9 protein-coding genes and 1 pseudogene are annotated in these 12,948 nt (G+C 62.7%); 4 read left to right on the top strand and 6 right to left on the bottom strand.

The features are described from left to right. Positions 1 to 10 precede the first annotated feature (10 nt). A pseudogene (locus PKD89_RS07475) lies at positions 11 to 721 on the bottom strand (thiolase C-terminal domain-containing protein); the annotation flags it as partial. Between the two features lie 53 nt (positions 722 to 774). Here PKD89_RS07475 and PKD89_RS19940 point away from each other — a divergent pair. Both PKD89_RS19940 and PKD89_RS07470 read left to right on the top strand, forming a co-directional pair. After that, positions 775 to 1,404 carry a cutinase family protein gene (locus tag PKD89_RS19940; protein ID WP_425591236.1) on the top strand — a complete coding sequence of 210 codons (630 nt, stop codon included), beginning with the start codon at positions 775 to 777 and terminating at the stop codon, positions 1,402 to 1,404. Between the two features lie 23 nt (positions 1,405 to 1,427). Next, positions 1,428 to 3,113 (top strand): VWA domain-containing protein, encoded by a 1,686-nt coding sequence (locus PKD89_RS07470; protein WP_289011453.1) that lies wholly within the window; start codon positions 1,428 to 1,430, stop codon positions 3,111 to 3,113. A 202-nt stretch (positions 3,114 to 3,315) separates the two neighbouring features. On the opposite strand, the gene PKD89_RS07465 is transcribed toward PKD89_RS07470, so the two are convergent. From PKD89_RS07465 to PKD89_RS07450, 4 genes are read right to left on the bottom strand one after another with little or no spacing between them, the layout of a single operon-like run. Then, positions 3,316 to 4,485 carry a thiolase domain-containing protein gene (locus PKD89_RS07465; RefSeq protein WP_287391447.1) on the bottom strand — a complete coding sequence of 390 codons (1,170 nt, stop codon included), beginning with the start codon at positions 4,483 to 4,485 and terminating at the stop codon, positions 3,316 to 3,318. Then, positions 4,482 to 5,612, bottom strand: a complete 1,131-nt coding sequence (locus PKD89_RS07460) for a thiolase domain-containing protein (protein WP_289011451.1) — start codon at positions 5,610 to 5,612, stop codon at positions 4,482 to 4,484. Before PKD89_RS07460 ends, PKD89_RS07465 begins: the two co-directional genes overlap by 4 nt. Positions 5,613 to 5,619: 7 nt before the next feature. Beyond that, entirely contained in the window at positions 5,620 to 6,198 is a 579-nt protein-coding gene (locus PKD89_RS07455; protein ID WP_289011449.1) for a Zn-ribbon domain-containing OB-fold protein, read from the bottom strand. Beyond that, positions 6,195 to 6,665, bottom strand: coding sequence for a Zn-ribbon domain-containing OB-fold protein (locus PKD89_RS07450; RefSeq protein WP_289011447.1), 471 nt, complete (start codon positions 6,663 to 6,665; stop codon positions 6,195 to 6,197). Before PKD89_RS07450 ends, PKD89_RS07455 begins: the two co-directional genes overlap by 4 nt. 726 nt (positions 6,666 to 7,391) lie before the next feature. Here PKD89_RS07450 and PKD89_RS07445 point away from each other — a divergent pair. Both PKD89_RS07445 and PKD89_RS07440 read left to right on the top strand, forming a co-directional pair. Then, positions 7,392 to 8,321 carry a DUF6602 domain-containing protein gene (locus PKD89_RS07445; RefSeq protein ID WP_289011446.1) on the top strand — a complete coding sequence of 310 codons (930 nt, stop codon included), beginning with the start codon at positions 7,392 to 7,394 and terminating at the stop codon, positions 8,319 to 8,321. After that, positions 8,321 to 8,950: a hypothetical protein gene (locus tag PKD89_RS07440; RefSeq protein WP_289011445.1), complete on the top strand. Its 630-nt coding sequence runs from the start codon at positions 8,321 to 8,323 to the stop codon at positions 8,948 to 8,950. Before PKD89_RS07445 ends, PKD89_RS07440 begins: the two co-directional genes overlap by 1 nt. A gap of 232 nt (positions 8,951 to 9,182) precedes the next feature. Here PKD89_RS07440 and PKD89_RS07435 read toward each other — a convergent pair whose 3' ends face one another. After that, positions 9,183 to 12,947: an ATP-dependent DNA helicase gene (locus PKD89_RS07435; RefSeq protein ID WP_289011444.1), complete on the bottom strand. Its 3,765-nt coding sequence runs from the start codon at positions 12,945 to 12,947 to the stop codon at positions 9,183 to 9,185. Position 12,948 lies beyond the last annotated feature (1 nt).

Genomic DNA, 12,948 nt, shown 5'->3' with positions numbered 1-12,948 from the left:
CGCGGCGACGTCAGGGCTTGTCGGTGCCGACCACCCACATCGCAAAGAACTGTGTGGCACCGCCGTAAGCGTGACCCAGCGCACGGCGCACACCATCAACCTGATGATCCCCGGCCATGCCCCGCACCTGCATCGCCGCCTCACCAAAACGGATCATCCCCGACGCACCAATCGGGTTCGACGACAACACCCCACCCGAACAGTTCACCGGCAACTTCCCGTCCGGACCGGTCGCACCCGACTCGGTCAGCTTCCAACCCTCCCCCACCTCGGCAAACCCCAAGTTCTCCATCCACATCGGCTCATACCAACTAAACGGCACGTAACACTCGACCGCGTCGATCTCCTCGATCGGGTTCGTGATCCCCGCCTGGGCATACACATCGGCCACACAATCACGCCCGGCCTGCGGGTTCACCTGATCACGCCCCGCAGCCATCGCCGGCTCCGAACGCAACGCCATCCCCTGAATCCGCGCCGCCCCTCAGCCACCGCCGCATCAGCGGTCGCCTCGTCACCGAGCACCATCGCAAACGCACCATCCGACGACGGACACGTCTCCGAATAGCGGATCGGTCCCACAACATCAACGACTCACGCACCGAGTCATAGGTGACTTCCGACCTTCGTGCAGGTGCCCATACGGCTTATGCAACGCGTTCAGCCAGGTCGTCCGTGCGTCCTGCAAAGCGCCAGTGCTCGGGCGGAGGCCCGATTGACGGCCAGCGTACAACTGAATACTCTTCGCAGCCACACAATTGAACGGGGATCCTCATGTCACTACGACGCATCCAGCCAGGATTTGCCGCTGCTATGGCAGGGGTCCTTCTGACAGGCCTCGTAATCGGCCTCACCGGGCAGACCGCTCCGGCGTCTGCGGCCGAAGCAGATCCCGGCGCGGGCGAGTGGGCTCTAGATCGGCCGTGTACGAACGCAATCGTTCTCGGGGCGCGCGGAAGCGGTCAAAGCCTTGACGATCACTTCGGACTAGGGGCAGAGGTCTACGGCGTCTACGAAGGGTTGGCGAAGGCGCTGACCCCAAAGGGCCTCACAACCTCGTTTCTGCCGGTCCGCTACCCAGCCGTGCCAATGGAATATTGGTTGGGGGGGGATCCCAACATCCTCGATTCAGTCGACCAGGCAAGGACGGAAACTCGGGTTTGGGTAGCCGCCATTCACACGAAATGCCCCACTACGCGCATCGTACTGGCCGGCTACTCCCAGGGTGCTTGGGCGATCAAGGGGGGGCCGGGTTCGTACGCGGTTCCGACAAGGAGGCAATTGCCGCCCTTGTGCTACTTGCGGACCCAACCTTCGACCCAGGTGGCGGTGGTCGGGTGCTCGGATTTCCAGAACCAGGGCGTGGCGGCATCGCCGGCAGGTCTTCTCCCCCTGACTACATAAAGAACGCCACTTACAACTACTGCATGTATGCCGACCTTGTTTGCCAAAGCGACCGTGACGACGGCTTGTCGGCAGGCGACCTGGCCGACCTGGCACTCATAGGCGGTGTCGGGGTTCACAAGGAGAGCTATAAGCGGAGTTGGGTTGGACGACACGTCGGCTCGATGGTTGCCCGGGAGCAGTTCTCGTCGGAAAGTCCGGGTGGCGGGGGCACTCCGGACGTGTCTACCGCTCTGATCGTCGACTCGTCAGGATCGATGGGCTGGAACGACCCCGAAGATCGCAGACGCGACGCCGCACGGGCGTTTCTCGCTGCCTCCGACCCGACCGACGAGGTCGCCGTGATCGACTTCGATGGCTCCAGTCGCGTTGCTAGTCCTCCCGTACAAGTGGGATCGAACCGCCAAGCCTTGTATGACGCAATCGCGACGATCGATTCCGACGGGGGCACCGACCTTGGTGCGGGTCTCTCCGAGGGCTGCACCACTCTGGATGCGGCGCGTGGCTCCAAGCGGGCTGCCCTCTTCTTTACCGACGGTGACGGCTCCTACAACGACGAAGCTGCCTGCTTCGCGTCCAAGGGATGGAAGGTTTACACCTTCGGTTTGGGAACGGCGGTCGATGAAACGGTGCTCCAGGAGATAGCCGCTTCGACAGGCGGCTCATACCGCTCGTTGGACTCGGCTTTGAACCTGACCTGCGAATTCCAGCAGGTCCGAGCGGTTATTGGCGGTGGCACGGCTCAAGGGTGCACCCCTACCGCCACCATCATGCCTCGTCAGCTCATTTCTGAAGCCTTCGACGTGACGGAAAGGCTCCGCCAAATCACTTTCACCAATAGTTGGATCGGCAGTGATATCGAGATGCGGCTGACCGGGCCGTCGGGTAGGCAGATCCTCCGAGGAAACGAAGACTCGGACGTGACTTCTGACCGAGGTGCGTCCTACGAGACGGTGTCGGTGCTGTGGCCCGAGCCCGGCGAATGGACGGTTGAGTTCTACGGCCTTGACGTACCGCCCGAAGGAGAGCCGTTCACGTTCTCCACAGTGGAACTGAAGGATCCGAACGAGCCGCCGGTCGCCGCGTTTGAAGTGACACAGGGGGAGCCTGGAACCGTCATGGTTGATGGAAGCGGGTCGACCGATGAGTCTGAGGTGGTCGGCTACGAGTTCTTCTTTGCCGATGGCGCTGTCGCTGAAGGTCCACAAGCCACGCATAGCTACGAGGCTTCGGGCACCTACGAGATCGTGCTCATGGCGGTGGACGACGACCTCGGCACTTCGCTGGCGCGGCAGACCGTACAGGTTGAGGTACCCGAGGATCAGACCGGTACGTCCGGTGCGCCGACAACAACAACCCCGCCAGTTGTGACAGACCCGAACGCACCCTCTTCTGGCGATGATCCTGCTTCGTCAGCATCGACTACAGACCCGGTTCCCACGCCTGCGCCGACGGCCGCACCTAAACCAGTCGCTCCAGCGACGCGCCCCGGCCCAGCCAAGAATGAGGTCGCTGCTCCATCGCCACTTGGGACGTCGTCAACGCCGGCCGCAACAGTTGGCTCAAAGACTCAGCCGAATCAAACCGGGGGTCTCGCTGCCACAGGGGCACAGATCCGATTCATCTCGGCGCTCGCTGGGATGGCTTTAGTGCTCGGTGTAACCATGCTCCTGACCGCTCGGCGGAGGCGCCAAAATTCGGCCGAGTAGATGGCTGCCAGCCAGTTGATGACCTCCATGGGCTGGCAGGCGGCCGGGGGTTGACCTGGTTGCGCTCACTGAGACGGTCGATCTGGCACTCGTTGCGGAACCACTGCTGAATTCAGGACGATCGCGCCGGTCCTGACCGGCAGGATCGTCCCGAGTTCGGGTGTTATTGGGCTGGGTTGCTTGGCACGGTGCCGCTGCGCCGTCAGGGTTTGTCGGTGCCGACCACCCACATCGCAAAGAACTGTGTCGCACCGCCGTAGGCGTGACCCAGCGCCCGGCGCACACCATCAACCTGATGATCACCGGCCATGCCCCGCACCTGCATCGCCGCCTCACCAAAACGGATCATCCCCGACGCACCAATCGGGTTCGACGACAACACCCCACCCGAACAGTTCACCGGCAACTTCCCGTCCGGACCGGTCGCACCCGACTCGGTCAGCTTCCAACCCTCCCCCACCTCGGCAAACCCCAAGTTCTCCATCCACATCGGCTCATACCAACTAAACGGCACGTAACACTCAACCGCGTCAATCTCCTCGATCGGGTTCGTGATCCCAGCCTGGGCGTACACGTCGGCCACACAATCACGCCCGGCCTGCGGGTTCACCTGATCACGCCCGGCCGCCATTGCCGGCTCCGAACGCAAGGCCATCCCCTGAATCCACGCCGGCTGACGCCCCTCAGCCGCCGCCGCATCAGCGGTCGCTTCATCACCGAGCACCATCGCAAACGCACCATCGGACGACGGACACGTCTCCGAATAGCGGATCGGATCCCACAACATCAGCGACTCGCGCACCGAGTCGTATGTGATCTCCGGCTCGTGCAGGTGCGCATACGGGTTGCGCAGCGCGTTCAGCCGGTCCTTCACCGCCACCTGGATGCCAATATCGTCGGGCGCACCCGACCGGGCGATGTAGTTGCGGATGTAGGGGGCGAAGTAGCCGCCGGCACCCGCCACCAGCTGCTGCTGGAACGGGATCTGGAACGACAGCGCCCACATCGCCTCCGAGCAGCTCTGCATCTCCCAGGCCACGGTGAGCACCCGGCGGGCCACACCCGACTCGATGTGGTTGGCCGCCACGATGGCGGTCGAGCCGCCCACCGACCCGGCGGTATGCACCCGCAACAGCGGCTTGCCCACTGCGCCGATGGCGTCGGCCAGGGCGTACTCGGGCACCATGACGCCCTCGAAGAAGTCGGGCGCCTTGCCGACGACGATGGCGTCGATGTCGGCCATCGTCATGTGGGCGTCCTCGAGCGCCCGAAACACGGCCTCCCGCAACAGCCCGGCCAGCGACACGTCGCCCCGGGTGGAGGCGTACTTGGTCTGTCCGGTTCCGACGACGGCTACACGGTTGGCACTCATCGGCCGCCCTCCGGCTGGTTGGACGTACTGGACTGCCCAGCACTCGGCTGATCGGCGGACAGCACCGCCACCAGGTTGTGTTGCATCAGGTGTCCGCCGGTGGCGTGGGCCACGCCCCGGTTGGCCGACCCGTCGAAGATGCGGTTGGCCACCTCGCCGATTCGGATCATGCCGGCGGCCATCATCGGGTTGGCGGCCAGCGGCCCACCGGACGGGTTGACGACGATGTCGTCGGCCAGGCCCAGCTCGTTGCGCAGGATGGCCTCGTGGTGGGTGAAGCAGGTGTGCAGCTCGGCCACATCGATCTCGCCGTCGCCAACGCCGGCGCCCTCGGCTGCCAGCCGGGCCGACGGGGCCCGGGTCAGGTCGCGCACGCCCAAAGCGTGGGCGTCGATGCGGTGGTCCAGCCCGGTGATCCAGGCGGGACGCGAGCACAGCTCGGCGGCCCGTTCGGGCGATGCCAACACGATGGCGGCGCCACCGTCGGTGATTGGCGCGCAGTCGTCGCGGCGCAGCGGGTTGGCCACGTAGTCGCCGGCCAGCACGTCCTCAGCGGAGCCGTCCCATGCCAGCTGGGCGTTGGGGTTGTTCCGGGCGCTGCGGCGGCTTCGGGCGGCCACCTTGGCCATCTCGGCCTCCGATGTCACCCCGGCCTCGATGCAGGCCCGGGCCTGTAGGGCGGCCAGCTCCACCGAGGTGGGCCACAGCGGGGCGGTGTAATAGGGCTCGCACATGCGGCTGAGCACCCGGGGCAGGTCGCCGGGGCTCGACTTGCCGTAGCCGTACACCAGGGCGGTGTCGGCGTGGCCCGAGCGGATCTTCAGGTACGCCTCGTACAGCGCCCAGGCGCCGTCCATCTCCACGTGGCTCTCGGCCACCGGCGGCCAGGCGCCGATGGCGTCCAGCGTCATCACAAAGCTGAACGCCTGCCCGGCCAGGTAGTCCGACGAGCCGGAGCAGTAGAAGTCGAAGCCGTGGTGGTCGAGGTCCACCTGGTCCATCACCTCGGCGATCACCGGTTGGATCAGCTCCACCTCGCTCAGCGTGTCCGCTGCACGCACGTGCTTGGTTTGGGCAAACCCGACGATGGCAACGTCGCGGCCTGCTGAAAAGTTCGAAGTAGTCACAGGCACCTCAGACGTGTTGGGCGTAGCTGGCAGGGTCGGCGTCTTCTTCGCCGTTGGGTCGCCACCACTTGATGTTCTCGAAGCTGGTGGCCAGGTCGTCGTCGTCCACCCACACCGCCTCCACCCGCATGCCGCTGTGGATCTGGTCGAAGGGGGTCTCCTGGATCAGCCCGTAGAGGGGCACGCCCGAGCCGTCGGGCAACACCAGGGCGGTCACGTACGGCAGGTCGTGGTCGCCGCCTGAGAACTGCACGTTCACCACGCAGTAGCTGGTGACCGTGCCCACATGGGCCAGCTCCACCTGCTCGCTGGCCGCCAGGCCGTTGGTGGGGATCACGCCGGTCGGCGGTGTGTACACCGTGCCCGACTCGGAGTCTCGCTCCCCCATCAGCCGCTTCTCGGCCATGCCTCGCAGAAAGCCCGATCGGGCGGTGCCCGGCGTGTAGCTGTAGGTCAGCGACGCCGGCGTGCGGATGCTGGCCACCGTCTCGGTGTCGGCCAGCACGTCGATCGCCGTCGTGTCGATGTCCGGCTGGATCCACAGGCCGTCGGGCAGGGTGGAGATGGTTCGATCGTCGCCACTCATGACGAAGCCTCCGTCGGCTCATCGGAATCCAGGGCGAAGTGAAAGTCGGTGATGGCTCCGCTGCGTACCACGGCCCACACCACCCGAACCCGCTGCCCCACCGACACGTCGTCGGGGGAGGCAACGTCCAAGGCGTGCAGCATCGGGGTATCGGCGCCGTCCAGCCGCACCAACGCCCAGGCGAACGGCTGATCGAACGGCTGGCCCTCCCGGGGTTCGGTCACCCACGTCCACGATTCGACCGTGCCGGTGTCGCCCACCAGCACCAGCTCGGTCAGCGGCTCGGCGCTCACCGGGTCGTATTCCTGGGGCGGACAGATCACCGAACCATCGGCGGCCTTGATGCCCAACAGGCGACCTTCCCGCAGTGCGGTGAAGAACGCCCCAATCACCGGCCCCGTCGTCCGCCGAAACGGATATTCGATCACCAGCGGTGCACGCAGCACCTCGTCAGTCGTCGCTGCCATGTTCCCCCTTGGTTGATGCACGGCCAAACAAGCCGTCGCCGACCACCAGCGCCGGAGCGATCCGGCCGAGACTGCGCAATACTAGACCACGCTGTAGCTGGCCGGTGAAGCTGAAAGACCAGCAGAGCGATCCAATATCTCGGATAGTTCGAGCACTGCTACAAAGACCTCTACAGAAGGTGTTTAACCTCCAAGGGCAGCCCGGGTGGCCTGCGATAGGGCTGGGTCGTTGCCCTCAAGACCACAACATTGAGGCAGCCTTCGCCCGGCTTCCGCAATCCGACAGTGATGTCACCGACCGTCGCCGGAAAGAGCTCACCGCTGCACCCGTACGAAAGTTCGATTTGGAGAGCGCAGCGTGCGTCGGATCCGTCCTTATCCATGCAAACGGTCGGCTGCGCCAATTATCGGCCTCGATCTCGACCAGGTTCTCCGTGATGCATGGTCGACATCGCTGCGTACCGCCCGCGCAGCTACTTAAGCAGGAGGCACCTGAACATTGAACACTATCCCACTCATTGCAAGTCAGCCTGAGCGCCCGCCCTTCCCTGGGCCCAACTCTCCCCCTACCGTCCCGGAGTGGTCCTCGTCTTGCCGATCGGTCCAGATTTACCTCGACATACGAGTTCTAATCGTCTTAACTGATCAACAAGTTCAGAAACCCAACGTTCATCGGTCGCCAACGCCGTCGGTCGGAACCACCGGTCGAATTTGGCGCCGTGCGGGTTGACCCTTGAGTTCGACGCCACCCCGGTGGCGACCCCCAAAGGAGGCGTTCCCTTGGCTACAGCACCAGAACCTGGCGAGCCGGTCTCGGAGGAAGAACACCGTCGTAGGGTCTCTGCTGGCTTCGTCCTATTTGCCAGCCAACTGGCCGGTGCGCTCCAAGCGGCTCGGAACGCCTTCGGCCACGACCTCGCTCGTGGCGAGTATCTGGAGGGGATACTGAAAAGCGCACTGCGCGACATACTGCCGACAGGTTACAACCTCTTCAGCGGCCAGATCATCAGCACGACGTCGATCAGCCGTCAGCAGGATCTCGTAGTCGTGGATTCGAAGAACGTATCGTCGCTTCTACGCTCCGAAGACCTCGGGATAGTTCCGATCGAGTCTGTCTCAGGAACGATCGAGGTCAAAACCTCGCTTACAAAAAAAACCGTCGAGGAGGCCGTTCGCAATGTCGAGTCAGTAAAGGCACTAGTCAAGGATCGCCCACCCACTGCTACCGGCACCCCAGCAATGCCGTTCGGGGGCGTGGTCGGATACGCCTCGCGGCCACAGTTTCTTTCGATTGCGCAGTCATACGTAAACGCATGTAGACACATTCCGAACCGAGACCACCGGCCGGACGCTCTGTTCGTACTCGGTGGTGGCACCGTTATGCCGGGACGTAGGGTGGGGGACGATAATGCTTCATCAATTGCCCTCTGCTATTGGAACGATTTTGAGGCAGAAAGCCAACTCGTCTTCGCGGAGGAGGACGAGGACGATGCTGATGACAACACGCGACCAACGGCGATATTTATTCATCGACTTACGCAACACCTAACAGCCTACACGCCGCCGCCGATTGATATCACCAAGTATGGCAAAGTTGGACGCGGCGACTGGAATTTCCGTCTGTTCGAGCCTCTCCCCACCTCCAAGGAGCACTAATGGAATACGCTCCGAAAGAATCTGCGTCGCATCTGTCTGGACTGCTCCCACCTACGCCGGCGACTAGCCCCAGAGCAGTCGTGGCGACCTCGGGGTTCGGCATCGCTTGGGCGGCCGCGATCGGCTACGTGCTTGGAGGTCCTCACGACGGCTACATCTCCATGTTCACCGCGGTCATCGCCATCACCGTCAGCCTAATACTCGGTATCGCGCTCGGATATCTGATGCAAAGCGTTCGGGCGAACCAATTCAAGACTGATAACGCCCAGCTCGCAGCGGACAGGTGCGAACACAACTTAGAGGCGCAATTGAAACTACTTTCAAGCTCCTGCGGGTCTAAAGAGTTGAACTCGATCGCCCGATCACACGCTCTCGCCCTCGAAACCGACCTGGCGAGCGTGGGGCTGGGCTGGCTAGCAGGCCACCTGGCAGACGCCGTCGACCCTATGGGTGCCCGTGACGCGCCCCCTTACAGCTCACTAGATCCGGAGCTCATTTTCCGATACACACAGGACCTTCTCAGCGCCGGACCGTCATGCTCATCGATCATCGGCAGACTAGCCCGTCCCGAAGGGGACGGCGAGATTACCCGTGCGTTTGATCGGCCTACTCATTTGAAGCCTGAATAGTCGGTCCAGTAATTATGCGGGCCATGGTTGATAAGAATTGCGTGAGGTGAGGGGAACACGTAACGAGGCTTTAATGCCCGGCTCCTAGCAGGGCGACCTCACCTGGCGAACTGCCGCCATCAACCAAGTACGTCACCACAGGCTCAACCATCGAGCAACCAAGAACGGACCACCCCGCATTGGTCACCCAAGTGAGGTGCTCCAGTTCGCTGAGCAAAGTTGCGCCACCGCTTCATCCGATCTCTTGCACTTTGGTCTGCACATCGGAAGAGTCGATCCCGCCTCGTTCGTCATCAGTCGTGACGAGCAAGGTAGCGACATCCCCACCCCCTTCCTTCACACCACTCGATGCATACCAGGCCCTCTTACGCTCCCAGGCTTGGGCATACTCCGGGTTCGACAACAGACCCAGGTGCTCCCAGATATAGGTTTCACCCGTGGCCGCATCCTCGATCGTAAAGTCGGGAAGCCGGATGGTGTCGTCATGACCGCGGAACTGCTTCTCGTAGGCGAACTCGACGCCATCAGCCGAAAGCGCGTTCGCAACGATCACTTCGCTCTTCGATCTCACCAGCGTTCCGTTGGAGGTCCGATGAATCAGGTTTGCTTCGAGGAATCGACCGCCCCCGACATCCTGTGGCTGTGGGTCGCGGAACAGGTTCGTGTACCGCTGCGCAGTCACCGAATGATCAACCGAGGAGTAGGAGAGGAGGTCGTTCAGCGGTCCTTGGTGGAGCACTACAACACGTTTGGTTTGTCTGGTCAGTGCCGTGTAGAGGAGTTCCCTTGACAGCAGACGGCACGGATTTGGCACGATCAGGAAGGTCGTGCCGAACTCCGAACCCTGCGACTTGTGAACTGTGATCGCGTAGGCCAGTTCAAGTATCGGATCACCGCCGTCCTTTGGAAGGTACCTGGCCCCATAGCCGTACTCGGCGCCGAGCTGTGTTGAGAACTCGACCTTGAGGCGTGTGACCTTGAACTTCTGACCGCGACGCTTGAACTGCCCGACGACCATCCCGATCTCGCCATTGGCGACGAACTCGGCCGGCCCCGTGAATGGGCTCCCCTCAGCGAACTCCTCCGGGTACACGTCCTTGTGCCGGTGGTTCCGGTTGTTCATGACCTTGTCGCCGTAGACGATTCCTTCCGGGCCCATGGGCTTGGGCACTTTTCGCCCGTATTTAACGAATGCCTGCGCTGTCTCGATCAAGTCGGCTCGGAAATGTCGGTGGATCGACCGATTCAATTCGGTCACGCCTGCCCCCGTAGCATGAATCGGACTGAGGATCTGCCAGTTTTCGCACTTCGCACCCGCTCCTTCGCTGTTCGGACGGCTGTTGTTGAAGTACACGTAATCGCCGCTGATGACTCCACCGAGCGAAGCGCCAAAACCGGTCTGATCATCGACGTCCGAAATCTCATCGATCTCGTCAACGAGCAGCTCCTGGAGCCGTTCGAAGACGTCTGTCGACGAGTCCCATTGCTCGAATCGAAGTGTTTCGCTGGGGCTTCCAGACAGGACTTGCCCCCATGCTTCCTCGGCGAGGGCACTCGGAGCCTCTCCGCCGAACCATTGCGCCAGTGCTAGATCGTGACGGTATTCCTCCGGGTCTGCCCCAGGACGCTGCCGCCGGAGAATCGTCAGTTCGGCGAACGACGGGCCAACCTTCGGGAAGGGCGATATAACACCGTCCTTCAGGAACTCGACGATGTCGACGAACGGGCGGCCCGCGCCGATCGGGGGGAGCTGTCGCGGGTCACCGACGAGGATCAGCCGCTCGATCTGGCTGACGTTGTCCAGTACAGCGTCGAGCTGCTCCTCCGTCAGCATCGAAGCTTCGTCGATGACGACTGTCCCCCCAGTGACCGCCGGGGGTTCCTTTGATCGACAGTACCGAGCGGTAGCGGGGTCATAGCGGCCGGTCGGCACCAGGAATTGGGCGATCGTCCGGGCCCGAATACCGGTCAGACCCCCAAGCCCCCGCTCGAGCTGGACCCGAGCCTTGCCAGTTGGAGCAAGCAGCGTGACACCGGCGCCTTGGATCGATGGCTGCGTGCACAACGCTGCCAGCAAGGTTGTTTTGCCCGTGCCCGCTGCGCCGACCACCACCGAGAATCGCGCCGCAGCCATCTCCTCCAGAGCCGCTGCCTTCTCCTGACGGGCAAGTGTCTCCACCTCGTCAGGCACCGACGTGGATTGGAGCACGTCCTCCAATACTGCGCCCCAGTCGGCTTGAACTTGGTGGCGCTTTTTTGCTGTCGCCCTCTTTCGAACCTCGGTGCCAATTCGCGTGCGGGCGGCAGCAAGACGGTCGAGCTGGTAGCCCGGGCGGCCGTCAAACATCTTGGCGGTCTGAACAGTCGGTGAGAGATCGCTTTCGACAGCGGCCAGGGAATCCCCGTCGACAGGACACGGCGGCTCGACCGGCATCGATCGAACGGTCCTGATGATTTGGTCCTGTGGCAACAGCGTGTGACCGTCATTTGCCGAATCCTCGAGGGCCGAGACAAGCAGGGCACGAACACGTCGGGGATCCTGCCCCTCGGTCATTGCCGACGGCGCTGCCATGGGAAACGCCGACGTCACCGCTGGTGCTGGGAACGAGCCGCGATCGACGACAGTCACTGGCGTCGCATCGCGATTGACTCGGTCAGTTTCGTAGATCAGGTAGGGATTCTCGACCAGCTCAGCGTCAGCGAGATCAATACCGGCCTGGTGACGTTCCTCGGGCACGTAGAAGCGCGTGGCCTGGGCAGACGAAAGATCGAACCTTGCGAGCAGGTGCAGCAAAGCTCGACGTTCACTGGGTAGTTCCGCCAGCTTCTTTGCCATCGTCGGACCAACACGACCGACCCACTCCTCACCGACTGATGACGGGTCGTCGAGCGCAGCTTGGACGGCTGGCCATGGATCGTCTTCTTCGGAAAGGCCGTCGGCCACTCGAAACGCCAGCAAGTGCCCGTGGTTCACGCCGAACGCCGACAATGCCGAGCCGAGCCCCGGAAATGCTCCGCGGAGCTTCCAGAGCTCACCTAGCCGTTCCTGCGACCAACGGATCTCGGCTGCATAGCTGTTGCCAAGCGAATCTTGCGCCCGCTGCAGCCCTTCGATGATGGCGAGTAGCGATGCGATCGCATGATCGTGGGAGACGTGCTCCGAGCCGTAGGAGAACTGCTCGAATGCTTCGTTTGGAGCGAATACGACCACATCTTCAGGATCGTAGGAGGGGTCTGCGGCCGCCCGTTCCATCGCCTCGTGATACGGAAGCAGGAACCCGCCGTCAACTACATCGGGACGGATCGAATGATGAACGACGCGCTCCCAGATCATCGACCGCGTTGGGTGCCCCTCGCCGAGGTCGTAGTCGTACTCGATTGCCGGTCCATACTTAGTGACCCAACCGACGCCGACGAGAACCCGTCCAGCCTGCTCGGTATGAGGTACCTCCTTGGCGTAGAAGAACGCCAAGGAGCGCTGGGGTTCGATCGCAGAGAAGAACGCATCGAGCATCCGAGTTTGGTTGTTGACGTCCTGCACCCACGACGAGCCGAACTGCATGAGGTCCCGGACAGCCATCTCGGCATCATCGTGGAAGACGAGGTCGAGGGAATCAGCGATCTCAACGGCCTCGTTGCGCAGCATCCACTTGAATGGGACGGCTCCCGCTGTGAATGCGGGGAGTTCGATGGGCGTTGGTCGATAGTGCTTGTGCACCGACGAACTCTTGCTGTACGGGTGTTGGAACGTTCTCGTGATTGGAAAATCAGCCATGAACGTCGCCCGTTCGGCGACACACGGCGGCACCTCGAATTGATTGAGCTCGTCGATTCTGCGGCCTGAGACCTTGACCTCAACCTCATCATTGCGGCGCTCGTGAATATTGCCGAGCCGCAGGCAGGAGCCGTTGTTCACTGGGTCGTTACAGACGGTGCCGTTCCAGGCTGCGTCATGCCACGGCACGCGAATCGAGAGATGGCGGAGCGGAAGGTTCATA

Origin of the sequence: Candidatus Neomicrothrix sp. (genome assembly GCF_035329545.1) — a bacterium.
Lineage (GTDB): Bacteria > Actinomycetota > Acidimicrobiia > Acidimicrobiales > Microtrichaceae > Microthrix > Microthrix subdominans.
This window is presented reverse-complemented; position numbering and strand designations above follow the sequence as displayed.

Coding starts and splice junctions, on each gene's coding strand:
- PKD89_RS07465 (WP_287391447.1), bottom strand. CDS start 4,485: ATGAGTGCCAACCGTGTAGCCGTCGTCGGAACCGGACAGACCAAGTAC.
- PKD89_RS07450 (WP_289011447.1), bottom strand. CDS start 6,665: ATGGCAGCGACGACTGACGAGGTGCTGCGTGCACCGCTGGTGATCGAA.
- PKD89_RS07435 (WP_289011444.1), bottom strand. CDS start 12,947: ATGAACCTTCCGCTCCGCCATCTCTCGATTCGCGTGCCGTGGCATGAC.
- PKD89_RS19940 (WP_425591236.1), top strand. CDS start 775: ATGTCACTACGACGCATCCAGCCAGGATTTGCCGCTGCTATGGCAGGG.
- PKD89_RS07440 (WP_289011445.1), top strand. CDS start 8,321: ATGGAATACGCTCCGAAAGAATCTGCGTCGCATCTGTCTGGACTGCTC.
- PKD89_RS07455 (WP_289011449.1), bottom strand. CDS start 6,198: ATGAGTGGCGACGATCGAACCATCTCCACCCTGCCCGACGGCCTGTGG.
- PKD89_RS07470 (WP_289011453.1), top strand. CDS start 1,428: ATGTATGCCGACCTTGTTTGCCAAAGCGACCGTGACGACGGCTTGTCG.